Consider the following 23,788-nt stretch of genomic DNA (forward strand, 5'->3'; position numbering starts at 1 on the left):
TTTGGATTATTTAGAAGGTAAACTAAGCCGTTTTTTTGGTTTTTCAACATTTCGAAATGGTCAAAAAGAAATTATCACTGACATATTAAAAGGAAGTAGCGTAATTGGTATTTTACCTACTGGATCGGGTAAATCGCTTTGCTATCAACTTCCTGCACACTTGCTTGATGGTAGTGTGTTAGTAGTTTCACCGTTAATTTCATTAATGATAGATCAAGTCAAACAGTTAAAAGCTACTGGTTTTAAAGAGGTAATTGCAATAAATAGCTTTTTAAGTATGTCAAATAGAAATTATGCACTTACTAATTTAGCTAGCTACAAATTAATTTATGTATCTCCAGAAATGTTACAGAATAAATTTTTCTTGCGATATCTAGATAAAGTGAAAGTCTCTTTATTCGTAGTCGACGAGGCACATTGTATTTCTCAGTGGGGGCATGAATTTAGACCTGATTATTTGAAGCTGAATCATGCAATTAACCAAATAGGGAATCCAACGGTTCTTGCTCTTAGTGCTACTGCAACACCAGAGGTACAAATAGATATCGAGCAACAACTGGGCTTGAAAGAAGTGAAAAAGCATATCCACCCAATGGATCGAGATAATATTGCATTTATGGTCCAACGTTTTACACAATATCAAGAAAAAATAGCTTATGTAGTTGATGTTCTCAAAAAATTCAACGTTCCGACAATGATCTATTTTTCTAGTAGAAATACTACTGAAAAAGCAGCTGAAGAACTTTCGGTTAATCTTCCAAACCATCGAATAGCATATTACCACGGTGGAATGGAACAAGAGGATCGGATTTTAATACAACAACAGTTTATGAATAATCAGTTAGATGTTATTTGCTGTACTAGTGCCTTTGGAATGGGTATAAATAAGAAGGATATTCGTCTAGTTGTGCACTTTCATTTGCCTACACAAGTTGAATCCTTTATTCAAGAAGTCGGTCGAGCTGGACGAGATGGCCAAGCCTCTGCTAGCTTAGTACTAGTTGCGCCAAATGATGATCAATTGCCTAAAAGATTGATCGAAAATGAACTACCTGATTATCAAACAGTTAATGATATTATTGATTTTTTATCTGCAAAAGAAAATGATAACTTCTCAATAAAAAGTGAGACAAAAATGTTAGATTATTTTAATTTAAACGAGACACAATGGAGATTTTTACTTTTTCAATTTGAAAAACATGGTATGATAAAAGAGAGTCGAATTATGGAAGAATTTAACGACTGGCAGATGTTGAAAAATCAACTATATAACTTAATCGTAACTAGGAATACATACAAGCAAAAAAAGTTGACTGAGCTTCTAAAGTGGGCAGACAACGAACATGTATGTCGTCGCAAACTTTTGTTTTCCTCTTTCCAAGAAACATTGAGTCAACCATTATATGGTTGTTGTGATGTCTGTGACTTTTCGTTTTTAACGTGGGAACCGCCAATAGTTGAACGGAATATTTCTATTCCTCCTAAAGGATGGGAAGAAACATTTAAACAATTAATGTTGCAAGGTGATTATCGTGAAGACTAAACAAGCTGATCTTATTCATAGATTAACCGATTATCAATTAAAGCAACAGCTTTTATTATCACAATTTTTTTTATTTGCGCTAAGCTTGTTATTAAGTCTGTTTCTTTTTGAAAAATTTAGTGTTTGGTTTACATTAGTTGAATGGAGTTTTACTGAGCTATTTTACTATGGAGTAGTACCTGGGGTTATTGTGGTAGTAATTGATTTACTACTTATGTATAGTTTACCAAAAAAATTGTATGATGATGGGGGTATAAATGAAAAGATTTTCAAAAATCGTTCTGTACCTGATATTTTTGTCATCTCACTCATTGTTGCCTTATCCGAGGAAATGCTTTTTCGAGGTGTAATTCATACAGTTTTTGGATATTTTATCGCTAGCTTTTTATTTGCAATCGTTCATATTAGATATTTAACCAAACCTGTTTTGTTAATTTCTATAGTGCTAGTTAGCTTTTATCTGGGTTATATGTATGAAATAACTAGTAATTTATTAGTGACGATAATTGCTCATTTTATTATCGATTTTTTCCTAGCGTTGACTATTCGTTTGCAAAAATGAGGGGAGGGTTTGTTAAGTGACTAATGAAGAAAAATTAAAAGACCAAGCCTATCAGCTTAGAAACAGAATTAATCAAGTTAGTGAAATAAATAATGACCCAAATACCATTGAAGAGGATTCAGAAGATGTTGATATTCTAAACTTACCTCCAAGAAGCCAAACACATATTAATAAGAAAACCAGTGTTAAATGGAAAATTAGTTTTCCTCTTATTCGGTTTTTATTTGTTCTTTTTATCCTAATTGTATTTATGGTCTTAACTTACCATATATGGGGGGAAGAATTATTGCCATCATCTGTCTCGAAAGAATCTACCTCTCCTAATCCAGCTGGTGAAATGGTAAGAATAATAGATACAGATAAAAAGTCACCCCCCGTAACTGAAGAGCAGGCGATTCAAATTAATCCTCAAATTGGAAGTGATGAAGTTAATCAAACTAGCACAGAATTTATCGGAACTGAAGAAACTATTCAGCCTGAAAAAACGGAAGTGACCTACTATCAGGTTAAACAGGGCGATACATTATTCCAAATTGCAATCAGTTTTTATGGTAGCAAAGAAGGAGAAAAGGTAATTATTGAAGCAAATAACCTTCAAGATAGAGAGGTCATAACTGGTCAGGAAATTCTCATTCCTAACAATGAGTTAACCTTGAATTAGAGAAGGGTTAGACTAAATTGAAGTCTAACCCGAGTCAATTTCATAATTACAATATCATCATATCCAGACAACAAATAGTTGGGAAAGCTTTAATCCTTGATGGCGTTAAATAGGTATTATGAAATTGATAACCCAAAAAATTTAAAAGATAATCTTTTTATCACGATCATCCTTTAGTATTTCAGCGGCTTCTCTAAATCGTTGTGAGTGAACAATTTCTCTTTCTCTCAAAAATTTCAGACTATCATTTAATTCCGGGTCATCTGACATATTAATAATCCATTGATATGTTGCTCTTGCTTTTTCTTCAGCAGCTATGTCTTCATAAATATCAGCAATTGGATCTCCCTTTGCTTGGATATATTCAGCCGTCCATGGGTTTCCTGCTGAATTGTGATAAAAAAGAGCACTGTCATGATTGACGTAATGAGGTGCCAATCCTGCTTCTTCTAGCATCTCTGGTGTTGCGTCTTTTGTTAGTTTGTAAATCATTGTTGCTATCATTTCAAGATGAGCAAATTCTTCGGTTCCAATATCATTTAATAATCCAATCACTTTGCCTGGAATTGTATACCGTTGATTGAGGTATCGTAGTGCTGCAGATAGTTCACCATCTGCACCACCATATTGTTCAATTAAATATTTAGCAAGTCGAGGATTACACTCTCTTACTTTTACCGGGTATTGCAGTTTTTTCTCATAGTACCACATAGTAGGTTCCTCCCTTCTAGACTTGCCATGGCCATGGTTGATCATCCCAATTCCATGGATAGTTGGAATAGCTTCTGCCAAAGTGCATCAAAGGACCGAATTGTTTTTCAAATTGCTTTTTCATTTGTTTACTTTCCTGTGTGTGATGGTTAAATTGTTGAATTGCATCATAATCTTGGGGATGAGTATCAAGATATAGATTTAATTCAACAATCACAAAATCAACAGCCTGGATTTGTTCTAGTAACTCGTAATATTCCGGCGGCATTGTTTTAGTTTTGCTCATTTCTGATCACCTCGGTAATCTTTATTTGGATAATCATCATATAAGGCTGGCCATAGTGTTCCTCGATATAATGCTTCTTTTGCAGTGTTAAATTGCGGTAAATTAGGAGGCTGAAATCCCATATATAGATTAGGGGGTGTCGAGTAACTTTTTTTTGTTATTGGTTGACAAGGATCTAAGGGACTGACATATGGATAGTAATATTTTGTATAGGTGGGGTGCATTAAAGATTCTCCTTTCTATGATAAAATAAACATACATTCGAATGTATGTAAATTAAACTTGTCTCATTCTATTTTACTTGCAGGAATGTTTGATGAAATGTAGAAATAATATTTATCGCGTTGAATAATCGTCGATAATCAACCCCTGAACCATTAGAAAATTAATGTTTCAGTAAGTGTTGTGCGGACGATAACAACCTGATAGGCTATTCTGCAGTGAGAAATAAATTTTCGCATCTGCAGAAAGTTTCACTTATGACGGGAGAGATGATGGATATGTTTGTTAGAAGTATAATGAAGTTAGATTATCGGTGTCATGTAGCTGCACCCAATGATTCATTAAAGGTCGTTCTAAACGAAATGGTTAACCGTGACATACAAGCAATGCCAGTAGTAGAAGATGGATTTTTTAAAGGAATGGTTTCAAAACAAACCATTTACAAAGCTTTTTTCCATAGTAATAAGACAAAAGACGAATTTCTAGCAAATCAAAAGGTAGAAGAAATTGTATCGAATCATGATTTATTTATAGGTGAGGATGAGGTTTTTGAAAAAACATTGATAGCCTTTAAAGAGTTTCCAATTTTAGCTGTTGCTGATGACAATAAAAGATTCTTAGGAATTATAACTAGGTTTGATGTATTAGAGCAGATTCAAAGCGCTTTTGGTACTAAAAAGAATGGAATTAGAATTGCATTTACGTCGGAAGAATCTGCAGGACGGTTTTCACGACTTTCCGATATTATTAAACAAATGCATGTAAATATTATATCAATAGCAACGTTTGATGAAACGGATAAACTCGCCCGGAGGATTGTTCTCAAGATTGATAAAAGTGAAAATGTTGAAAAACTCGCGAAAAAACTTGAAAATTCAGGGTTTAGAGTCTTAGATATCAAAGAAGTTTAAAAAGTGAATGGACACCCAAGAGCATTAAATGGTTGTCCATTTTTAAATTCATATGTGATTATTGTTCCTTGATAATTTAAACTGAAGTATAATTTTTTTTTGGATGTTAATCATTTATGTTATGAACTGAATACAATTAATTAAACAACGTTTAGTAGTAGTGACATGAGAAAGGGAGAAACTTAGTTGATATTTTATATCACTATTCTGATAACATTACTCAGTCTAATTATTATATATATGGTTTTTAAGGCACACCATGATATTATTGACTACCGATCGATAAAGTTAAATGCGACAGATGAAGCACCCTCACCACTAAAAATCTTTTTTATTTCTGATGTTCACAGGCGGAGAATTAAAATTAAAACTCTGAACAATATTAAAGAAAGTTTTGACGTAGTTATTATTGGCGGTGACTTAGTGGAAAAAGGTGTACCAATGAAACGAGTTGAGGAAAATATCGTGCGCCTAAGGTTATTCGATGTTCCAATATATTTTATTTGGGGAAACAATGATTATGAAACAAAACATTCGGAACTTAGAACAGTTCTGTTAGATAATGGAGTTATTATTTTAAATAATGAAACTGCAACTATTGAAAAAGATAAGACCACATTTAATCTAATAGGAGTAGACTGTTGTCACATGGGTCATCCGAATATTCAACAAGGACTTGACAATGCATGGGGTAATTACACTATTTTACTTACCCATGATCCTCATTTCATATCCGAGTTAACCAAATCACAATTTACTAAACTAGATCTTGTTTTAGCGGGACATACTCATGGGGGTCAAATTCGTATTTTAGGTTTTGGATTTTACACAAGTGGAGGATGTACAAGGCTATTGAACACACCTATAATGGTAAGTGAAGGATATGGTTATACTAAATTACCTTTCAGGTTAGGGACAAATGCAGAGTGTCATGTGATTACTTTGCATTAAACGAACCTAAATCTCAAAAAGTAGTTAACTTAAGCACTAATTCTACATACATTAATAATAACAAGAGGGCATTTCTAAGGGGGTAACCAAATGCGGTTAGAACGTCTTTCAACGAATCAATTTAAAATATTTTTAACCTTTGATGATCTAATCGAAAGAGGATTAACGAAAGAAGACCTTTGGCACGACCTACCAAGAGTACATCAGTTATTCCATGACATGATGTATGAAGCTAGTGATGAACTTGGGATAGAACTAGATGGTGTGCTCCTTGTCCAAGTCCATTTACTTCAGGCTCAAGGAATGCTAGTTATTGTTACACAGAATAATCAAAGGGAAGAATTAGAAGATGAAGAGTATGTTGAGATGAAAGTCACTTTGGATGAAAGTCGAGAACTAATCTTTTCATTTTCTGACTTTGAAGACATTATTCAAGTTTGTTCTCACCTCAAAGACATAGGAATATTTGGTGGTTCCGTGTACCATTTGAATGATACGTATTATATGCAAATAAATGACGAAGAAGTAGAAGGATATAATAGGGAACATATTATTGCTATTATGTCAGAATTTGCTACTGCAAGTATCCTTACGTCATATAGACTCAAAGAGTATGGAAAAGTGATTGCAGACGGTAATGCTGTTAACCAAATAGTACAATATTTTAATTGAACCTTTAAAAGGCTGGCTATATAAGTCAGCCTTTTAATTTAGTATTCATAGTAGTTAATTGTCGCTAATAGGTTTGATTAATTAATCGATTTCATAGGGATAAAAATAGCTTTCAATCGTAACTTAAGTAAATAGAATGATTAAATTAATTTATTGCATATTCATATGTAACGTGTATACTAATGTGTGAAATAAATGGTAAAATAAATATGGTGAATGTACTGAATTTTATGGGAGGTAGGTTCATGGTGGCCGATAAAGCACCTGATTCTCAAAATAAATACAACGATAAATTGGATGTACTAAAATCGACCCAAACTGTCGTCCAAATTGCGCTAGAAAAACTGGGTTATCCTGAAGAAGTGTTCGAGTTACTTAAAGAGCCTATTCGTATGATGACAGTAAGAATCCCTGTTCGAATGGACGATGACTCTATAAAAATCTTTACTGGTTATCGTGCCCAGCATAATGATGCAGTAGGACCAACTAAGGGTGGTGTTCGTTTTCATCCTGCAGTAACTGAGAAAGAAGTTAAAGCATTATCTATTTGGATGAGCTTGAAAGCTGGGATAGTTGATTTGCCATATGGTGGTGGAAAAGGTGGAATTGTTTGTGATCCAAGGGAAATGTCTTTTAGAGAGCTAGAAGGCCTTAGTAGAGGTTATGTTCGGGCCATTAGCCAAATTGTTGGACCAACTAAAGACATACCAGCTCCAGACGTTTTCACTAATCCTCAGATTATGGCGTGGATGATGGATGAATATAGCCGGATAGATGAGTTTAATAATCCAGGTTTTATAACAGGTAAGCCAATTGTGCTTGGTGGTTCGCATGGTAGAGAATCGGCCACAGCTAAGGGTGTTACTATTTGTATAGATGAAGCTGTAAAGAAAAAGAATATGGAAGTAAAAGGAGCTCGAGTAGTTATTCAAGGGTTTGGTAATGCAGGAAGTTTCCTAGCTAAGTTCTTACACGACTCCGGCGCTAAAGTTATCGGTATTTCCGATGCTTATGCAGGCTTACACGATCCAGACGGTCTGGATATTGACTATCTACTCGATCGCAGGGATAGCTTTGGGACAGTAACCAAACTTTTCTCTAATACAATAACAAATAAAGAATTACTTGAATTAGACTGTGATATTCTTGTGCCAGCAGCAGTGGAAAATCAAATTACTGAAGAAAACGCGTATAATATAAAAGCTTCGATTATTGTGGAGGCAGCAAATGGTCCTACAACTTTAGACGCGACAAAAATTTTGTCTGAACGTGGAATCTTATTAGTTCCAGATGTTCTTGCTTCCGCTGGCGGTGTTACTGTTTCTTATTTTGAATGGGTTCAAAATAATCAAGGTTATTATTGGTCTGAAGAAGAAGTTGAAGAAAAGCTTCATAAAGTTATGGTGAAAGGCTTTAATTCAGTATATAATGCAGCAGAAACAAGAAGAGTGGATATGAGGCTAGCTGCTTATATGGTTGGAGTTAGAAAAATGGCAGAAGCTTCTAGATTTCGTGGTTGGATTTAACCTAAGGTCTAATGGAATAATCTCCCTTTGGGCACTTATTAGCTGATTTAGTTAATAGGTGCTTTTCATTGTTGTCTATGAAAACTGATATTGGTAATTAATTACTAAGTTAGCCACGTACAGACTCACGCCTGAGTTTTTGTTATTTTAAATCCGAAGTTAATTGTGCAAATTACTTTAATGCATATTTAATTTCATATACTATAAGTTGATGGAAAACAATGAAAATTGGTTATATACTGTTATTTGGTTTAATAAAGGAGAGTACATATGGTTAAAATAGAAAATACAATTATTATCGGGGCGGGTCCTTGTGGATTATCGACTGCTATTGAGTTGCAAAACCGGGGAATAAATCCGCTAATTATCGAAAAAGAAAATGTAGTTAATTCTATCTATAATTATCCTACCCATCAAACATTCTTTAGTTCTAGTGAGAAATTAGAAATAGGCAATATACCTTTTATTACAGAAATGAAAAAACCAGTTAGAAGTCAGGCTTTAGCATATTACCGTTCTGTTGCGGATCGAAAAAACATAAGAATCAATAGCTATGAACGTGTAATAGATGTTCGTCGAGTGGATGATGGTTTTACTTTAGAAACTGAAGCTCAAGATGGAACAACCTTAAAATATAACGCTCAGCATGTAGTTGTTGCTACTGGTTATTATGATCAACCGAATTCATTAGGTGTTAAAGGTGAGAAACTAAGTAAAGTAAATCATTATTTTAAGGAATCCCACCCATATTTTAATAAAAATGTAGTTGTTATAGGTGGTAAAAACTCGGCAGTTGATGCAACGCTCGAATTGCATAAAGCTGGGGCTAATATTACTGTACTGTACCGAGGAGATGATTATTCGAAGAGTGTAAAGCCTTGGATATTACCTGAATTTGAATCGTTAGTCAGAAATCAATTTATTAAGATGGAGTTCAATGCTCACGTTGACGAGATTACCAATGATTCGGTTATATATACAGTAAATGGCGAGAAGAAAGCTGTGAATAATGATTTTGTTTTTGCTATGATCGGTTATCAGCCTGACCAGGTTTTTCTCGAAAACATTGGAATTAAAATTGATATTGAAACAGGTCGTCCAAAGTTTGACGAACAAACAATGGAGACAAATATACCAGGTGTCTTTATTGCTGGAGTGATTGCAGCAGGATATAATAATAATGAAATATTTATTGAAAATGGACGTTATCATGGAGAGCGTATTGCTAGTGTAATAAGTCAGAACTAATAAACCAACCTTTGTCTCGGATAGAGACGAAGGTTGGTTTATTTGTGCTGATTTCAATAAGGTTTAAGTATCAAACATTTCTGTTAGCTTAGCAAAGTTGTTCGTTTTTTCTAAAGCAATCATTAATTTAATTCTTGCTTTTGGTCCTGTCAGACCGTTAGTAAATATAATACCTAATTCGTGTAAATGTTTACCTCCACCCTGGTAAGAATAAGTTGGTTGCACTGTCCCTTGATAACATCTTGATACCAAAACAATCGGTATACCACCGGCGATTAAATGTTGTAACGATAAAATCGCTTCTTTAGGTAAATTTCCTTGACCAAGTCCTTCAATTACCAACCCATCAAATTTAGAGTGATAAATAGCATCGATTAGAGTACCATCAAGTCCTGCATAGGCTTTTAATAATGCTACCTTCTTGTTTAAACTTTTGATTGGATAGGATTGATGTGCGATAAGCTTCTGATGAAAGTACACCAGCTCCTTTGTAATAATTCCAATCGGACCAAACTGCGGACTTTGGAACGTAGCTACATTGCTAGTTGACGTTTTGGTGACATTTCTCCCAGTATGAATTTCATCATTCATTACGACTAAGACACCCTTATCGTTTGCTTCATCACTACTTGCTACTCTAACAGAACTTAGTAAGTTGTATAAGCCGTCAGAACCAATTTCGTTACTGGATCTCATTGCACCAGTTAAGACTACCGGTTTTCTTGTTTGTAAATATAAATCAAGAAAATAGGCTGTTTCTTCCAACGTATCTGTTCCGTGTGTGATTACAACACCGTTATAAAGGTTAGTTGATAACTTTTTATCTATCATCGCTCCAAGTTCCAACATATGTACGGGAGTAATGTGAGGCGAAGGTAAATTAAATAAGTTCACTTCTTCAATATTAGCAATTTGTTTAATGATTGGGCTCATATCAATGAGCGGATGGTTATTAGTTGTAGAAACAGTACCAGTTTCTTTGTCCTCTAGCATAGAAATTGTTCCACCAGTATGAATGATAAGTATATTTTTCAGGAAAATCCACCAACTTTATTTACAGTATTTTAATTATCCACACTTCATGATACGATAAAACTAATTATATTGAAAGAGGGTGTCGACATGATAGCTCTCCTTTCCGCAGGGATTGCTCCGGCACTTGCATTGATGTCCTTTTTTTATCTTAAAGACCAATTTAATACAGAGCCAATTGGTGCTTTATTTAGGACTTTTTTATACGGTGCATTACTTGTCTTTCCAATTATGTTTATTCAATTTGCATTTATGGAAGAGGGAATAGGGCAAACGCCTTTTATCCGTTCATTTATTCTGACAGCACTGATAGAGGAATTCTTTAAATGGTTTATATTTCTATATACTGTTTACAAATATACTGAATTTAATTCTCTTTATGATGGCATTATGTATGGGGTTTCGATTAGTTTAGGTTTCGCGGCTATGGAAAATATACTATACTTATTTGGCCATGGAATTGAATATGCTTTTAGTAGAGCACTATTTCCTGTTTCATCACATGCATTATTTGGTGTGATTATGGGTTACTATTTAGGTAAATCAAAATTTAACACCTTACGTCCTCGTCTAAGTTTGGCACTTGCTTTAATCATACCTGTATCATTACATGGTTCTTATGATTATATCTTAGAGACAGTAACAAGTATCTGGATGCTAGTTATTATTCCATTCATGATAGTCTTATGGATATTAGGTTTAAGAAAAGTGAAAATTGCTAATCAACATAAACATAGAGAAATTATTGTATTGTCTGATGATCAATCACAAGTTCAGCAATAAATAAAAAACCATTTTACTTTTAGTATAAGTAGTTCACTGAACCGTTGAGAAAACAACAAAGCACTTAACTATTAGTGTAACTATTTGAAGTATCTAAATTTTGATTGAGTAACTATAGGTAGCTTATACGAACAAGATTAAAGTTTTTGATAAAGGTCAATTCCCTTCATTTACTCGCTCACATTGACTTTCATCTGCTTTATGAAGATCATTTTTGGATAATTTGTTCCACATAGTTATCCAGCTAGTTATTAGACCTCGAATGAACATCAAGAATAACACATTAAATTAGCACCCTACTAATGTCTATTAGTAGGGTGCTAATTTTTGTACCGTCTTGGATGTTAATAGGGATGTTTTTTATCTTTGAACATTGATATAGCAATGAAAAATAGATACCAATCTCTATGTGATTTAGTATGCTATTTCACTTGTTATATTTGAATTTCTCCATCAAAAATGAACTACTGACTATTAGTAGTAATGGCTTTTTATTTGAGATAGATGAGCATTTGTTAAATAGAAACTATGTATAAAAAAGGAGAAAGTTCAAAAAATAGAGACCACAAACACAATTTTCATCTTAAATAGCTTTTAGGAGGAACAAGCCTTATGAACACCAAGAAAACAATCATATTATTAATATTAGCTATTGGTACAATTACAGGTGTAACTGCAACACAGACAGGTAAACCCGTTGAAGCATTTAGTCAACAAATTATTCAACAGGGTGCTGTTGGAGAAGACGTTATAGAACTTCAGGCAAGACTTCAGTACCTAGGGTTCTATAACGGAAAAATAGATGGAGTATTCGGTTGGGGAACCTACTGGGCACTTAGAAACTTCCAATATGAATTTGGCATGGAAATTGACGGGCTTGCAGGCACCTCTACTAAACAAAAACTAGCTAAAGCAAGCCAGTACGATAAAAATTTTATTAGACAACAGCTTGATGCGGGTAATAAATTCACCTATTACGGTGGAACGCCGAAAGAAAATCAAGTGAAAAAAGGGCAAAATAAAAATCAACAAAAGGGTAATCAAGGACAAGCTGGGCAGGGTCAAGAACAACCACAGCCAGAACAACAAGGCCAAGAGAGTGAGGAAGGAGCTTCAGCGCAGCCAACTGCTGTAAATGTTCCAAATGGATATTCGCAAAATGATATTCAATTAATGGCAAATGCAGTTTATGGTGAGGCACGAGGTGAGCCGCATGAAGGAAAAGTAGCTGTTGCTGCTGTTATTTTAAATCGTGTTGAAAGTCCAACGTTTCCAAATACTGTATCTGGCGTGATTTTTGAGCCTAGAGCATTTACAGCCGTAGCAGATGGACAAATATGGTTGACTCCAGACGATTCTGCCAAAGTAGCCGTTTTAGATGCAATTAATGGTATGGATCCTAGTGGTGATGCTATCTATTACTTTAACCCAGATACCGCTACTTCTAGCTGGATATGGGGAAGGCCCCAGATTAAACGAATCGGAAAACATGTATTTTGTATGTAGAAAGGATGGAGTGTAAATGGTTAGATGGATAGTGATAGCTGTATTAGTGATTGGTGTTGCAGGAACAGGCATCTGGGGATATCAGGAGCATCAAGAGAAAAATGCAATACTTGTACAAGCAGAAAATACTTACCAGCGTTCTTTTCATGACTTATCCTATCACATGGATTTACTCCACGATAAGCTAGGGACGACGTTAGCTATGAATACAAGAAAACAATTGTCACCACAATTAGCTGAAATCTGGCGGTTAACTTCGGAAGCGCAAAATGATGTAAGTCAGTTGCCATTAGCTTTGATGCCGTTTAACAAAACAGAAGAGTTTTTATCAAACATAGGAGACTTTACTTATCGAACGGCAGTTCGTGATTTAGAAAAAGATCCTCTGTCTGAGAAGGAAGTAGAGAGATTAAATGATTTATATGAGAAGTCTGGTACTATTGAAACGGAATTACGTAAAGTTCAAAATTTAGTATTAGAGAATAATCTTCGCTGGATGGATGTACAAACAGCGCTAGCAACGAATGACGAAAAAGCAGATAATACTATAGTTGATGGTTTTGAGACAGTAGAAAAAACGGTTAAAGGATATTCAGAAGGTAGTTTTGGTCCAAGTCAAACTGGGACTTCCAAAGAAAATCATCCCTATCAGTTTATCAATGGAGAAAAAATCGATGAAGATGAGGCTTTAAAGAAAGCAAAAGAGCTCTTTCAAGTAGATAACGATAAAGAAGTAACGATTACAGAGTCAGGTGAGGGAGCAAATATTGCAGTATATAGTGCCGCTTACAATAATGACAACGGGCATGGTTATCTAGATATTTCTCAAAAAGGTGGACATCCATTATCATTGATGGTAAATAGGGAAATAAAAGAGCAGAAAATTAGTTTGAATGAAGGCATGGAGAAAGCCAAGCAATATTTAAAAGATCATGGTTTTGAAAACATGGAAATTTTTCAGAGTAGTCAATATGAGAATGTTGGTGTATTTAATTTTCTTTACAATTTGAACAATATAAAAATTTATCCCGACTCAATCCAAATTAAGGTAGCGTTAGATGATGGTGAGATTCTTGGATTCACCTCGAAGGATTTTTTTAGAAACCATCAAGAACGACAAATCCCAGATCCGGAATTATCAGTAGAAGACGCAAAAGAAAAAGTGAATCCAAATGTTGAAATTCAGGATCAGCACAAAGCCGTGATCGAAAACGATTTAGGAGAAGAAGTACTGGCTTATGTATTTTTAGGTGTTCTCGGTGATGATACCTACAAAATATTTATTGATGCAAACACAGGTGTTGAAGCGAAAGTTGAAAAGCTAAAGAATGCTGAATCTAAGTTTGAAGATTCTATTTAGGGAGAGGGTATACCTTTCCCTTTTTTCTTTTTTTTGAGATAATAATTAAAAGAAAAATTATAATTTGGGAGAGAGGCGGAATCATTGATTAAAATCGGTACACCGCTTACCTTAGAGTCGAGCAATGATGGGGATATAATTCGATACCGATGTAAGGTTGTTGAACATGAAGAAAGTAATTTGTTGGTTGATTATCCAATAAATGAACTGTCGAAAAGAACAAATATCTTTCCTAAAGGGACAAGATTTCACGCTAGCTTTGTAGGCAGTGATAACTCTGTTTATCAATTCAACACTGAAATATTAGGTAAAAAGAATATAAACATTCCAACCTTAGTTCTAGAGTACTCAAACAGCAACTTAGTAAGAATTCAAAGAAGAGAGCATGTTCGAATTGAGACAGCTATTGATATTGCTGTCCATGATCCTGCTAGTGACATAGAGCCATTCACTTCAATTACTCAAGATATAAGTGGTGGTGGCTTATCTTTAGTACTGGCAACTGGATATGAGTTCAAATCTGGAATCCCACTTGATATATGGATGGTTTTACCAATGGATTCAGGAGGGTATGAATATGTGCACGCAGAATCTAGAGTTATCCGTGTCATTGAGCGCCCAAAAGGCAAAAAAGATCTATTATCATTGAAATTTGACAATATATCGGATAAGGATCGCCAATCGATAATTCGATATTGTTTTGAAAGACAACTTAAGGTAAGAAGAAAAGAGTTTAAGTAGCTACATGTATAAATATCCCAATTCCTTGAGACAATAAACACCAAAAAGGTTGGGGACTATGAAGCGAATTGAAAGATGGATTTTCACTTTACTTGTTGTTCATGGCTTCTTGCTTATTTTAGCACAGATACTAATTGACTATTCAAATGTCCATATTTATGTTGATCCTGTTTATAAGTATCTCGGTGTCTTAACTAATGAAGATGAAAACATTCTAAAAACATTAAGCCAAGCATTAGATAATGTGTTATCCTTTTAAATGTATTTTATATACTTATATAAAAATTTTGTCTCTGAGTAGTAAATATTAGTGAAGTAGATTAGAGGGGAATGAGTAAATTTTATGGTTTCAAAACAACTGGCTATTGCTATCGATGGACCTGCTGCAGCGGGTAAAAGTACCGTTGCCAAACAGGTTGCTAAACAATTATCCTATATTTACATAGACACAGGAGCAATGTATCGGGCTTTAACGTATAAAGCTATCTCTACTAGTATCAATTTGGAAAATGAAGACGAGATAAATAAACTTCTCAATGATACTAGCATAGATTTACAACAAAGTAATGAAGGACAAAAGGTTTATTTAGATGATGAAGAAGTTAGTAGACAGATAAGATCGCAAGTGGTCACAAATAGTGTATCGATAGTAGCAAAGCATCCTTTAATCCGTCAAGAAATGGTGAGAAGGCAACAAGTCTTGGCAGAAAAAAGAGCTGTAGTAATGGATGGAAGAGACATTGGTACACATGTAATTCCTGATGCAGAAGTAAAGATTTTTTTAATCGCGTCTGTTAAAGAACGAGCAGATAGACGTCACAAAGAAAATTTGGAGAAAGGGTTTGAATCAAATTTAGAGCAATTAAAAAAAGAGATAGAGAATAGAGATAAGCTAGACTCAGAGCGAGAGGTTGCTCCTTTGATTAAAGCAGAAGATGCTGTTGAAATAGATACCACTTCACTGTCAATTGAAGAAGTAGTTGAACGGATTTTGCAAGTAGTTGATACAAACAAAAATGAAGGGGAATGAAACGATGAGTCTTTATAAGTTTGCCAGAAGCATTGTTGCTCTTATATTTTTCCCATTATACAGAATTAATGTCTATGGTAAAGAAAATATTCCAAAAGATGGACCGGTAATAATTTGTTCTAATCATATTTCTAATTTAGATCCCCCAGTTGTTGGGATAACTTGTCCTAGAAACATTTATTTCATGGCAAAAGAAGAGTTATTTTCAAATAAAATTTTTGGTGCTTTTTTAACTAGAATACATGTTTTTCCTATTAAGAGAGGTATGAAAGACAGAAATGCTCTAAGGAAGGGATTGAGTATTTTAGAAAAGGGAAACACGTTGGGATTATTTCCAGAGGGAACTAGAAGTAAAACAGGAGAATTAGGTCAAGGTCTGGCTGGTGCAGGTTTTTTTGCTGCCCGTTCGGAGGCAACCATCGTACCATGTGCTATCATTGGCTCATATAAAAAATTCCATCGATTAAAGGTTGTTTATGGGAAACCAATCGAAATGGATTATTTTAGAGAAAATAAAACTTCTGCAAAAGAAGTGACAGACGCAATTATGCTAGATATAAAAAAACTAATAGAAAATAATCAAACATGACATCTATTGCTTGACAAATAAGTTTAAATGTTAGAAGTTAGAAAAAAGGACATTTCGCGTATTGTTGTGTCGGAAATCGAAGGAGGTCTCTATTTATGGATGAAATGAACAATGAAAATGTAGAGTTTGCGGGGATATCTGTTGGTGATCAGGTAACAGGAAAGGTAGTTAAGATAGAAGAAAAACAAGTACTAGTAGATATCGGTTATAAAGTTGATGGAATTGTACCAATTAGTGAATTATCAAGCCTTCATATAGAAAAAACATCAGATGTAGTAGCTGAAGGAGATGAACTTATACTTAAAGTGAAAAAGGTTGAAGATGATGAGGTGATACTCTCCAAACGTGCTGTTGATGCAGATAAGGCTTGGGACGATTTACAAGAGAAATATGAAAACGGAACTATTTTTGATGCGGAAATAAATGACGTAGTAAAGGGTGGACTGGTTGTAGATGTTGGACTTCGAGGTTTCATACCTGCCTCACTTGTAGAGACTTACTATGTGGAAGACTTTGGAGATTATAAAGGGAAAACAATTAGTTTGAAAGTTGTAGAACTTGATCGAGAGCAAAACAGAGTTATCTTATCCCATCGTGCGATTGTCGAAGCAGATGAGGCTTCGAAAAAGCAAGAGGTTATCCAATCGATTGATGAAGGTCAAACAATTGAAGGTAAGGTTCAACGGATAACAAACTTTGGTGCTTTTGTGGATGTTGGTGGTATTGATGGTTTAGTGCATATTTCACAACTATCACATCAACATGTTGAGAAAGCTTCTGATGTTGTTGAGGAAGGGCAAGTAATTAAGGTGAAAGTTTTATCAATTGATAGAGATAATGAACGTATCTCTCTCTCTTTAAAAGAAACACAACCTGGCCCATGGGATACTATTGAGGACAGTGTACAAGCAGGTGATATCTTAGAGGGAACAGTAAGACGATTAGTGAACTTTGGTGCATTTGTAGAAGTGCTCCCTGGTGTAGAAGGACTTGTTCATATTTCTCAAATTTCAAATGAACACATTGGAACACCACAGGAAGTATTGCAAGTTGGGCAAAAGGTTTCAGCTAAAGTGTTAGAAGTAAATCAAAACGAAAAAAGAATGTCACTAAGTATTAAAGAAATTGAGGATGACCAAAATCAAGCTCAATTAAAGCAGTATGAAAAAGAAGAAGACTATTCCGGCTTTCAACTTGGGGATATGATTGGAAATAAGCTAGATAAATACAAATAACATTCAAATTTATAGTAGAAAAAGGCAAACTCTTTAGGGAGTTTGCCTTTTTCAATGTAAAAAATAAAAAAATGTTTTTGTGGCAAACTATTTTTTAAAGATGCTTCGATTACCAACAGGGGGATGGTCTGGATTTTCAGGAAAAGAAAACAGTTATTTTGTTGCACGTTTAGTTAATTAACTTTTATCATTCATGTTTAAATTTTCTACTGTATAGCTATAATGCTAATGGTAGGTGGAGAGCGATGGATGGGTATATTTTTTATTGGATTAGCTGGATATTATGGATAATTATTACTTTTATTATGGTGAAAGATAATTACCGTACATATCTTGCGTTATGGCTTTTAACATTAATTGCATTATCAAATTCTGAAGTAGTAATCGGTGTGACAAAAATAAATGCTGCTATTTTTATACTCTTTTTTGGTGCATTGATTTTATTGTCAAAAACATCTAATTGGATACTAAATATCATACGATCGCTTTGTCTTGTTTTTGGTTATGTAGGTGTACTATTTTGGGAACAAATAAGTCCAGTATGGCTTGTGATACCAAGGTTAATCATGATTCCCGTTATAGGGTTTATTTTCTTATCTTTTTTAACAAATGAAAATGTAGATAAATTGGCTGTATGGTGTTTAGGAATTACAACTGGTGAAGTATTACATAGCCTTATTTTAAATAGCTACGGTTTCAATGAATATATAGGTGATATGGCATATTTTGATCTATTATTTACAGCTATTGGCTTAATAGTAATGGTGACATTTTTACAGGATGTTAGGTCTAGGCTAGATCAAATGATTGGAGCCATCGAAAAACAAAAGAAGAGGTGGACATAATGAATGAATACACTTACCCTATATTATTTGGAGTTGTAGTAGGTACCTTAGCTCGATTTATAATGCTTCGAACAGATTACAGGCAATATCCAACATATTTACACGGGAAAGTAATTCATTTAGCACTGGGATTTATTGCTGCTGGACTAGGTTCTGTTGCTGTACCAGCAATTATGGACAAAGAGTTTACTGCAGTAACATTCTTAACAATAGCTGCTTCTCAGTTTAGAGAAGTACGAAATATGGAAAGAAATACATTAACTGAATTAGATGGTTATGAACTTGTTCCTAGGGGAAATAGTTACATTGAAGGAATAGCAATTGCTTTTGAAGGGAGAAACTATTTAGTTATTTTTACATCTCTAGTTACAACTTTATGTTACCTAGTATGGAATATCGGTGCAGCCGCTATCGCAACAGTGGGTTGTTATTTTGTAATTAGAAAATTTATGAGTGGATCTACAATGAAGCAGATAGTAGATATTGAATTTAAAGAACTATACTTTGAAGGTGCCGGTTTATATGTTGATAATATATACATTATGAACATAGGTTTGCCAGAGAGACAGAAAGAAATTTTGAAATACGGGATGGGATTTATCTTAACTCCAAAAAATTTTGACGTTCGTTCAACAATTGCAAATCTTGGACAAAGACAAGCGATATTACACGATGTTTCTGTATCGATGGGTGTGTTTAGAGACTCCGGAACTCCAGCTTTGTCACCTTTAATTAAGCGAGATTTGGATGATGGAAGGATAGGGGTATTCGTTCTACCACAGGATAAGGATGTAGAAAAAGCGAAGCAAGTTATTGGTGCAGTACCAGTGTTAGAAAATGCGATTCGCATGCCTTCTGAATCTAAAGTCAGTAAGAAGGAGGGGCGGAATAAATGAACATTGAAAAAGTTGTTTTATCAATAATCACGACAAATAAACAGAAAGTATCAGGTGGTGCTCCTATTTTTATTTGTGAAACAAAAGAGGAAATGGATAAGGTGGCTGCTAACTTGGAAGCGATAATAGATGGTATTAGTCATGCGCTTAGTGACGAACTATATATAATTGTTAAACATTAGAATGAGAAACTTTCTTAGGGAAAATAGTTCTACAAGAGTTAAATAAAAGTATTTGCAAAAGAAATAATTGTTTAAAATTACCTCGTTTGCTAAAATGTAAAGGTTAAGTAAGACTTGAAAATGCAATAGTTCAAACTATTAACTATTATAGCTTTTCTAATTTATTTAATTAAGGGAAAATGAACAAATGCGTTATTTCGGTATTTAGGACTTTATACTACAGTGTCTAACTTGAACATTATGAATGATTTACGTAATAATAGTACTGTTAGTATAGAATACTCTTTATCAGTATTCAGTTAACTTTCACCGAAAAATAGTGCATAAATAAAAGCAAAAGGAAGAAAGGATGTACCTTTCATGAGAAAATCAGTAGTTGCAATAGTTGGCAGACCGAATGTTGGGAAATCGACTATTTTTAATAGACTCGTTGGAGAACGGATTTCTATTGTAGAAGATATTCCAGGCATTACTCGTGACCGTATTTATTCACAAGCAGAATGGTTAACAACTTCATTCAATTTAATTGATACTGGAGGCATCGAAATTGGTGATGAACCGCTACTTGTACAAATGAGAGAACAAGCAGAGGTAGCAATTCAAGAAGCAGACGTAATTATTTTCATGGTTAATGGTCGAGAAGGAATTACTGCTGCTGATGAAGAAGTAGCAAAATTACTTTTTAAATCAAATAAACCTATTGTTCTGGCGGTAAATAAAGTTGATAATCCAGAAATGAGAGACCAAATATACGAATTCTATTCTCTGGGTTTTGGCGAGCCATTCCCTATTTCTGGTACCCATGGGTTAGGATTAGGTGATCTTTTAGACGATGTGGTTAAACACTTTCCAGAGTTAGAACAAGATGATCAAGACGAAGATACTATTTACATGAGTTTAATTGGTAGACCGAATGTTGGGAAATCCTCACTAGTTAATTCTATCTTAAATCAGGAACGAGTAATTGTGAGTGATATTGCTGGAACTACTAGAGACGCAGTAGATACACCGTTCACAAAAGATGATCAAGATTTTGTAATTATAGACACAGCTGGTATGAGAAAAAGGGGTAAAATTTATGAAACTACTGAAAAGTATAGTATCCTTCGTGCGTTAAAAGCGATTGAACGATCCGATGTAGTTTTAACCTTAATTGATGCAGAGACCGGCATTATAGAACAAGATAAAAAAATTGCTGGATATGCCCATGAAGCTGGAAAAGCTGTAGTTATTGTAGTTAACAAATGGGATACAATTGATTCACATGAGAAAGCAATCAAAGAGTACGAACAAAAAATAAGAGCTCATTTTCAATTTTTAGATTATGCACCTATTGTATTCTTATCTGCTAAAACTAAAAAACGCATTCATACATTAATTCCTCAAGTATTAGAGGCAAGTGAAAATCATGCTAAACGCGTGGAGACGAATGTACTAAATGATGTGATTATGGATGCTATTGCAATGAATCCAACGCCAACGATGAAAGGTCAAAGGCTAAAGGTTTTATATGCTACTCAAGTGGCGGTGAAGCCACCTAGTTTTGTTGTATTTGTAAATGATCCTGAACTACTTCATTTCTCTTATGAACGTTTTTTAGAAAATAGAATTAGGGACGCTTTTGGGTTCGAAGGTACTCCTATAAAGATTTTTGCTAGAAAGAGAAATTAAAAGAGGAGGAACTAAATATGGGGAAAGTTGCTGTGATTGGCGCTGGTAGTTGGGGAAGTGCATTAGCAATGGTTTTAGCTGACAATTCTCACGAAGTTAGATTATGGACACATAAACAAGATCAAGCAATAGAAATAAATAAAAACCATATAAATAGTAAATACTTGCCTGAAGTAAAACTACCTAATGAAATTCAAGCTTACCATGATTTAAAACAGGCTGTAGATGGAGTGTCTGCAATTTTATTAGTTGTACCGACAAAAGCGATTAGAGGGGTTTGTAGACAACTTGTAGAGGTTCTTGACCATAAGGTTACAATTATTCATGGCACAAAGGGGCTCGAACCTGGTACGCTTAAACGCGTTTCTGAAATGATTGAAGAAGAAATTCCAAAAAAATATTATGATGAGGTAGTAATATTGTCTGGTCCGAGTCATGCAGAAGAAGTAGGTAATAGACAGCCAACCACTGTTACTGTTTCATCCAACAATATTGCAGAGGCTGAAAAAGCCCAAGACTTATTTATCAATGAGAATTTCAGAGTCTACACCAGCCCTGATATGATTGGTGTGGAACTTGGTGGAGCTCTAAAAAATATAATAGCCCTTGGCGCTGGTATTTCAGATGGTTTAGGCTACGGCGATAATGCTAAAGCGGCATTAATGACGCGAGGTTTGGCGGAAATCTCTAGATTAGGAACTTCTATGGGTGCAAATCCATTAACTTTCATAGGACTCGCTGGGGTTGGTGACCTTATCGTTACTTGTACCAGTGTTCACAGTAGAAATTGGAAAGCTGGAAATTTGCTAGGAAAAGGGAATAGTTTGGATGATGTATTAGATGAAATGGGGATGGTTGTTGAAGGTGTAAGAACCACAAAGGCCACGTATCAATTTGCTGAGGAACAAAATATTGAGATGCCAATCACGAATGGAATCTATAGAATTTTATTTGAAGAAGCGAAACCAAAAGACGTTGTTGATCAATTAATGACTAGAATGAGAAGACATGAGATGGAGGATTTATCTAATATCTTAAGTGATAAGTATTCGGGTTAACACGGTGTTCTCTCCTTGCATATACTACATTGAATGATTAAGGCAAGGAGGAGTGCACGTGAGCGATTTTCAAAAAAATATGTTTGACCAAATTCAGAAGAATTCAAAAATTAATCCTGATGAAATCTTAAAAGTGGCTAATTCTTTACAAAATGCTAATTTTTCTGATGAGAAAACCGTAAGAAAGTTAGTTAAACAACTAGCGCAAATGGCAGATAAACCGGTTTCGAAAGAGAAAGAGGATAAAATAGTAAAATCAATTACAAATAATAACATGCCAACAGACATGAACACGTTAAGTAAACTTTTCAAAAAATAGATATTACTGGGCATATGAGGATACAAAGAAGAATCTTCTCGCATAGAATAAATCGCACAAGCATTCATTTTAGGGTTGCTTTGGGTATTATTTAGTCGCACCGAGGTAGAATTGCCCCTTATACCTCGGTTTTTTTTGTGTTTAAATATATATTAGATTTGTTATACTGTTTAAGTTATGATAGTGATGCATTTTTATAACTTAGTTAAAAACAAATATGTTATAATACATAAAGTTAATAGACATGCCTGTTATAGATAGAGGAGTGTTAAGATGTCTGAATCGATGTTAAATATGTATATTTCTTTTGCTGGTATCATTTTTTTGTTTGTGGCAATTGGATTAATTTTATTAAGTCGTTATAAGTTAAGAGGAATATTAGCAACTATTATAGCAATACTTGCGTATCTCTTTTTAGTAGTTGGAGGAATTATTATCTTTTATATCGTAGTTAGTGGTCCTACTGCGTAGACCTACAGGAGGTATTATATGAAGTACGTAGCTTTCATTCCATTAGCTGTTATTCTGTTGATATTAAGCGGATGTCTATATCCTAGTGAAAATTTATCAAAAAATAATGTGGCTAATGAATTACAATTAGAATTAGTACAAGATGCTATTACGAAATATGCAGAGAATAACCAAGGTTTAGTTCCTATACAAACTAAATCTAGTGATACACCTATTTTCCAAAAATATATTATTGATTTCTCAAAACTTAAGCAACAAAACTTAATCACTAGTATTCCAGGAACAGCTTTTGAAAATGGAGGCATTTATCAATATGTTTTAATAACTCCTGAAGAAAGTCCTACCGTAAAACTAATTGATTTGCGTAACGCTGAAACAGTTAGATCAGTAAATAATAAGATTAATGTTTATCGGAGTGAACACACGTATCCACCGTTTGGTGAAGAATTAGAAGATGGTATATATAAAATTAACTATAAAAAAATTGGATTGGACTCACCACCATTTGCAGTGAGTCCGTATTCACAGAAAAACTTACCGATTATCATGGATAGCTACGGTGATATTTATATAGATTATAGTTCTGATTTATATGAAGCACTAAACAATTTTGAGCATACATATTCCGAAGGGGATGACATTCGTTATATTTTAGCTTTGAATCATCCATTTGTTCCTGCCTATTCATTACCCTATACGATCGAAGATGGTGAACCAGCTTTCTTACAAGAATAGAATAATTTATTTATATTATAAGAATATCGTTAACCTTGTCGC

Annotated in this window: 28 protein-coding genes; 24 read left to right on the plus strand and 4 right to left on the minus strand. The window is 34.3% G+C overall.

The window, feature by feature from the left end:
- Position 1: 1 nt before the first annotated feature.
- From LD272_RS00655 to LD272_RS21545, 3 genes are read left to right on the plus strand one after another with little or no spacing between them, the layout of a single operon-like run.
- Complete coding sequence (locus LD272_RS00655; protein ID WP_226034654.1) at positions 2 to 1,543, plus strand: RecQ family ATP-dependent DNA helicase; 1,542 nt, start codon at positions 2 to 4, stop codon at positions 1,541 to 1,543.
- Entirely contained in the window at positions 1,533 to 2,105 is a 573-nt protein-coding gene (locus LD272_RS00660) for a CPBP family intramembrane glutamic endopeptidase (protein WP_369413903.1), read from the plus strand. Before LD272_RS00655 ends, LD272_RS00660 begins: the two co-directional genes overlap by 11 nt.
- 16 nt (positions 2,106 to 2,121) lie before the next feature.
- On the plus strand, positions 2,122 to 2,766 hold the full coding sequence (locus tag LD272_RS21545; RefSeq protein WP_226034655.1) for a LysM peptidoglycan-binding domain-containing protein: 645 nt from the start codon (positions 2,122 to 2,124) through the stop codon (positions 2,764 to 2,766).
- 141 nt (positions 2,767 to 2,907) lie between these two features.
- Here LD272_RS21545 and LD272_RS00670 read toward each other — a convergent pair whose 3' ends face one another.
- Genes LD272_RS00670 through LD272_RS00680 form a run of 3 tightly spaced genes read right to left on the minus strand, consistent with a single transcriptional unit; the run spans position 2,908 to position 3,987 of the window.
- Positions 2,908 to 3,477 (minus strand): manganese catalase family protein, encoded by a 570-nt coding sequence (locus tag LD272_RS00670; protein ID WP_226034656.1) that lies wholly within the window; start codon positions 3,475 to 3,477, stop codon positions 2,908 to 2,910.
- A 16-nt stretch (positions 3,478 to 3,493) separates the two neighbouring features.
- A complete protein-coding gene (locus LD272_RS00675; protein WP_226034657.1) occupies positions 3,494 to 3,763 on the minus strand; it encodes a spore coat protein CotJB in 270 nt (89 codons plus the stop codon).
- Entirely contained in the window at positions 3,760 to 3,987 is a 228-nt protein-coding gene (locus LD272_RS00680; RefSeq protein WP_226034658.1) for a spore coat associated protein CotJA, read from the minus strand. The genes LD272_RS00675 and LD272_RS00680 overlap by 4 nt, the downstream gene beginning before the upstream one ends.
- Before the next feature lie 276 nt (positions 3,988 to 4,263).
- Here LD272_RS00680 and LD272_RS00685 point away from each other — a divergent pair, with 276 nt between their 5' ends.
- The 5 genes from LD272_RS00685 to LD272_RS00705 all read left to right on the plus strand — a co-directional run bounded on the left by LD272_RS00685 (position 4,264) and on the right by LD272_RS00705 (position 9,293).
- Positions 4,264 to 4,896 (plus strand): CBS domain-containing protein, encoded by a 633-nt coding sequence (locus tag LD272_RS00685; RefSeq protein ID WP_226034659.1) that lies wholly within the window; start codon positions 4,264 to 4,266, stop codon positions 4,894 to 4,896.
- A gap of 186 nt (positions 4,897 to 5,082) precedes the next feature.
- Positions 5,083 to 5,847 (plus strand): metallophosphoesterase, encoded by a 765-nt coding sequence (locus LD272_RS00690; protein ID WP_226034660.1) that lies wholly within the window; start codon positions 5,083 to 5,085, stop codon positions 5,845 to 5,847.
- Between the two features lie 90 nt (positions 5,848 to 5,937).
- Complete coding sequence (locus tag LD272_RS00695) at positions 5,938 to 6,519, plus strand: genetic competence negative regulator (protein ID WP_226034661.1); 582 nt, start codon at positions 5,938 to 5,940, stop codon at positions 6,517 to 6,519.
- Between the two features lie 245 nt (positions 6,520 to 6,764).
- On the plus strand, positions 6,765 to 8,045 hold the full coding sequence (locus LD272_RS00700) for a Glu/Leu/Phe/Val family dehydrogenase (RefSeq protein ID WP_226034662.1): 1,281 nt from the start codon (positions 6,765 to 6,767) through the stop codon (positions 8,043 to 8,045).
- Between the two features lie 270 nt (positions 8,046 to 8,315).
- On the plus strand, positions 8,316 to 9,293 hold the full coding sequence (locus tag LD272_RS00705; protein ID WP_226034663.1) for a YpdA family putative bacillithiol disulfide reductase: 978 nt from the start codon (positions 8,316 to 8,318) through the stop codon (positions 9,291 to 9,293).
- A 63-nt stretch (positions 9,294 to 9,356) separates the two neighbouring features.
- Here LD272_RS00705 and LD272_RS00710 read toward each other — a convergent pair whose 3' ends face one another.
- Positions 9,357 to 10,328, minus strand: coding sequence for an asparaginase (locus LD272_RS00710; protein WP_226035005.1), 972 nt, complete (start codon positions 10,326 to 10,328; stop codon positions 9,357 to 9,359).
- An 87-nt stretch (positions 10,329 to 10,415) separates the two neighbouring features.
- Between LD272_RS00710 and prsW the strand changes: the two genes are divergently transcribed.
- From prsW to LD272_RS00790, 16 genes are all read left to right on the plus strand, one after another.
- Positions 10,416 to 11,108 carry a glutamic-type intramembrane protease PrsW gene (gene prsW / locus LD272_RS00715; protein ID WP_226034664.1) on the plus strand — a complete coding sequence of 231 codons (693 nt, stop codon included), beginning with the start codon at positions 10,416 to 10,418 and terminating at the stop codon, positions 11,106 to 11,108.
- A gap of 612 nt (positions 11,109 to 11,720) precedes the next feature.
- Positions 11,721 to 12,614 (plus strand): spore cortex-lytic enzyme, encoded by an 894-nt coding sequence (sleB, locus tag LD272_RS00720; RefSeq protein ID WP_226034665.1) that lies wholly within the window; start codon positions 11,721 to 11,723, stop codon positions 12,612 to 12,614.
- 16 nt (positions 12,615 to 12,630) lie between these two features.
- A complete protein-coding gene (gene ypeB, locus LD272_RS00725) occupies positions 12,631 to 13,974 on the plus strand; it encodes a germination protein YpeB (protein ID WP_226034666.1) in 1,344 nt (447 codons plus the stop codon).
- 84 nt (positions 13,975 to 14,058) lie between these two features.
- Positions 14,059 to 14,715 (plus strand): flagellar brake protein, encoded by a 657-nt coding sequence (locus tag LD272_RS00730; RefSeq protein WP_226034667.1) that lies wholly within the window; start codon positions 14,059 to 14,061, stop codon positions 14,713 to 14,715.
- Between the two features lie 58 nt (positions 14,716 to 14,773).
- Positions 14,774 to 14,974 carry a DUF5359 family protein gene (locus tag LD272_RS00735; RefSeq protein ID WP_226034668.1) on the plus strand — a complete coding sequence of 67 codons (201 nt, stop codon included), beginning with the start codon at positions 14,774 to 14,776 and terminating at the stop codon, positions 14,972 to 14,974.
- Positions 14,975 to 15,058: 84 nt separating this feature from the next.
- Positions 15,059 to 15,745, plus strand: coding sequence for a (d)CMP kinase (cmk, locus tag LD272_RS00740; protein ID WP_226034669.1), 687 nt, complete (start codon positions 15,059 to 15,061; stop codon positions 15,743 to 15,745).
- A gap of 4 nt (positions 15,746 to 15,749) precedes the next feature.
- Positions 15,750 to 16,334, plus strand: coding sequence for a lysophospholipid acyltransferase family protein (locus LD272_RS00745; RefSeq protein WP_226034670.1), 585 nt, complete (start codon positions 15,750 to 15,752; stop codon positions 16,332 to 16,334).
- A 95-nt stretch (positions 16,335 to 16,429) separates the two neighbouring features.
- On the plus strand, positions 16,430 to 17,569 hold the full coding sequence (gene rpsA, locus LD272_RS00750; protein ID WP_226034671.1) for a 30S ribosomal protein S1: 1,140 nt from the start codon (positions 16,430 to 16,432) through the stop codon (positions 17,567 to 17,569).
- 245 nt (positions 17,570 to 17,814) lie between these two features.
- The gene (locus tag LD272_RS00755) at positions 17,815 to 18,414 is read left to right on the plus strand and encodes a YphA family membrane protein (protein WP_226034672.1); all 600 of its coding nucleotides are present in this window, start codon (positions 17,815 to 17,817) and stop codon (positions 18,412 to 18,414) included.
- Positions 18,414 to 19,310, plus strand: coding sequence for a YIEGIA family protein (locus LD272_RS00760; RefSeq protein WP_226034673.1), 897 nt, complete (start codon positions 18,414 to 18,416; stop codon positions 19,308 to 19,310). The genes LD272_RS00755 and LD272_RS00760 overlap by 1 nt, the downstream gene beginning before the upstream one ends.
- Positions 19,307 to 19,492: a capping complex subunit for YIEGIA gene (locus tag LD272_RS00765; RefSeq protein WP_226034674.1), complete on the plus strand. Its 186-nt coding sequence runs from the start codon at positions 19,307 to 19,309 to the stop codon at positions 19,490 to 19,492. The genes LD272_RS00760 and LD272_RS00765 overlap by 4 nt, the downstream gene beginning before the upstream one ends.
- Before the next feature lie 360 nt (positions 19,493 to 19,852).
- Complete coding sequence (der, locus tag LD272_RS00770; protein WP_226034675.1) at positions 19,853 to 21,163, plus strand: ribosome biogenesis GTPase Der; 1,311 nt, start codon at positions 19,853 to 19,855, stop codon at positions 21,161 to 21,163.
- Between the two features lie 17 nt (positions 21,164 to 21,180).
- Positions 21,181 to 22,221: an NAD(P)H-dependent glycerol-3-phosphate dehydrogenase gene (locus LD272_RS00775; protein ID WP_226034676.1), complete on the plus strand. Its 1,041-nt coding sequence runs from the start codon at positions 21,181 to 21,183 to the stop codon at positions 22,219 to 22,221.
- 58 nt (positions 22,222 to 22,279) lie between these two features.
- The gene (locus tag LD272_RS00780) at positions 22,280 to 22,540 is read left to right on the plus strand and encodes a stage VI sporulation protein F (RefSeq protein ID WP_369413904.1); all 261 of its coding nucleotides are present in this window, start codon (positions 22,280 to 22,282) and stop codon (positions 22,538 to 22,540) included.
- 273 nt (positions 22,541 to 22,813) lie between these two features.
- A complete protein-coding gene (locus LD272_RS00785) occupies positions 22,814 to 23,011 on the plus strand; it encodes a DUF2768 domain-containing protein (RefSeq protein ID WP_226034677.1) in 198 nt (65 codons plus the stop codon).
- Positions 23,012 to 23,029: 18 nt separating this feature from the next.
- Complete coding sequence (locus LD272_RS00790) at positions 23,030 to 23,746, plus strand: YphF family lipoprotein (protein ID WP_226034678.1); 717 nt, start codon at positions 23,030 to 23,032, stop codon at positions 23,744 to 23,746.
- Positions 23,747 to 23,788 lie beyond the last annotated feature (42 nt).

It is taken from the genome of Aquibacillus saliphilus (assembly GCF_020404745.1).
Classification (GTDB): domain Bacteria; phylum Bacillota; class Bacilli; order Bacillales; family Amphibacillaceae; genus Aquibacillus; species Aquibacillus saliphilus.

Excerpts from the sequence above, each read along its gene's own strand:
- LD272_RS00670 (WP_226034656.1), bottom strand. The coding sequence starts at position 3,477 with ATGTGGTACTATGAGAAAAAACTGCAATACCCGGTAAAAGTAAGAGAG.
- LD272_RS00790 (WP_226034678.1), top strand. The coding sequence starts at position 23,030 with ATGAAGTACGTAGCTTTCATTCCATTAGCTGTTATTCTGTTGATATTA.
- LD272_RS00785 (WP_226034677.1), top strand. The coding sequence starts at position 22,814 with ATGTCTGAATCGATGTTAAATATGTATATTTCTTTTGCTGGTATCATT.
- LD272_RS00700 (WP_226034662.1), top strand. The coding sequence starts at position 6,765 with ATGGTGGCCGATAAAGCACCTGATTCTCAAAATAAATACAACGATAAA.
- LD272_RS00775 (WP_226034676.1), top strand. The coding sequence starts at position 21,181 with ATGGGGAAAGTTGCTGTGATTGGCGCTGGTAGTTGGGGAAGTGCATTA.
- ypeB (WP_226034666.1), top strand. The coding sequence starts at position 12,631 with ATGGTTAGATGGATAGTGATAGCTGTATTAGTGATTGGTGTTGCAGGA.
- LD272_RS00735 (WP_226034668.1), top strand. The coding sequence starts at position 14,774 with ATGAAGCGAATTGAAAGATGGATTTTCACTTTACTTGTTGTTCATGGC.
- LD272_RS00705 (WP_226034663.1), top strand. The coding sequence starts at position 8,316 with ATGGTTAAAATAGAAAATACAATTATTATCGGGGCGGGTCCTTGTGGA.
- der (WP_226034675.1), top strand. The coding sequence starts at position 19,853 with ATGAGAAAATCAGTAGTTGCAATAGTTGGCAGACCGAATGTTGGGAAA.
- sleB (WP_226034665.1), top strand. The coding sequence starts at position 11,721 with ATGAACACCAAGAAAACAATCATATTATTAATATTAGCTATTGGTACA.
- LD272_RS00695 (WP_226034661.1), top strand. The coding sequence starts at position 5,938 with ATGCGGTTAGAACGTCTTTCAACGAATCAATTTAAAATATTTTTAACC.
- LD272_RS00685 (WP_226034659.1), top strand. The coding sequence starts at position 4,264 with ATGTTTGTTAGAAGTATAATGAAGTTAGATTATCGGTGTCATGTAGCT.
- LD272_RS00675 (WP_226034657.1), bottom strand. The coding sequence starts at position 3,763 with ATGAGCAAAACTAAAACAATGCCGCCGGAATATTACGAGTTACTAGAA.
- LD272_RS00765 (WP_226034674.1), top strand. The coding sequence starts at position 19,307 with ATGAACATTGAAAAAGTTGTTTTATCAATAATCACGACAAATAAACAG.
- LD272_RS00680 (WP_226034658.1), bottom strand. The coding sequence starts at position 3,987 with ATGCACCCCACCTATACAAAATATTACTATCCATATGTCAGTCCCTTA.
- rpsA (WP_226034671.1), top strand. The coding sequence starts at position 16,430 with ATGGATGAAATGAACAATGAAAATGTAGAGTTTGCGGGGATATCTGTT.
- LD272_RS00755 (WP_226034672.1), top strand. The coding sequence starts at position 17,815 with ATGGATGGGTATATTTTTTATTGGATTAGCTGGATATTATGGATAATT.
- LD272_RS00760 (WP_226034673.1), top strand. The coding sequence starts at position 18,414 with ATGAATGAATACACTTACCCTATATTATTTGGAGTTGTAGTAGGTACC.
- LD272_RS00745 (WP_226034670.1), top strand. The coding sequence starts at position 15,750 with ATGAGTCTTTATAAGTTTGCCAGAAGCATTGTTGCTCTTATATTTTTC.
- prsW (WP_226034664.1), top strand. The coding sequence starts at position 10,416 with ATGATAGCTCTCCTTTCCGCAGGGATTGCTCCGGCACTTGCATTGATG.
- cmk (WP_226034669.1), top strand. The coding sequence starts at position 15,059 with ATGGTTTCAAAACAACTGGCTATTGCTATCGATGGACCTGCTGCAGCG.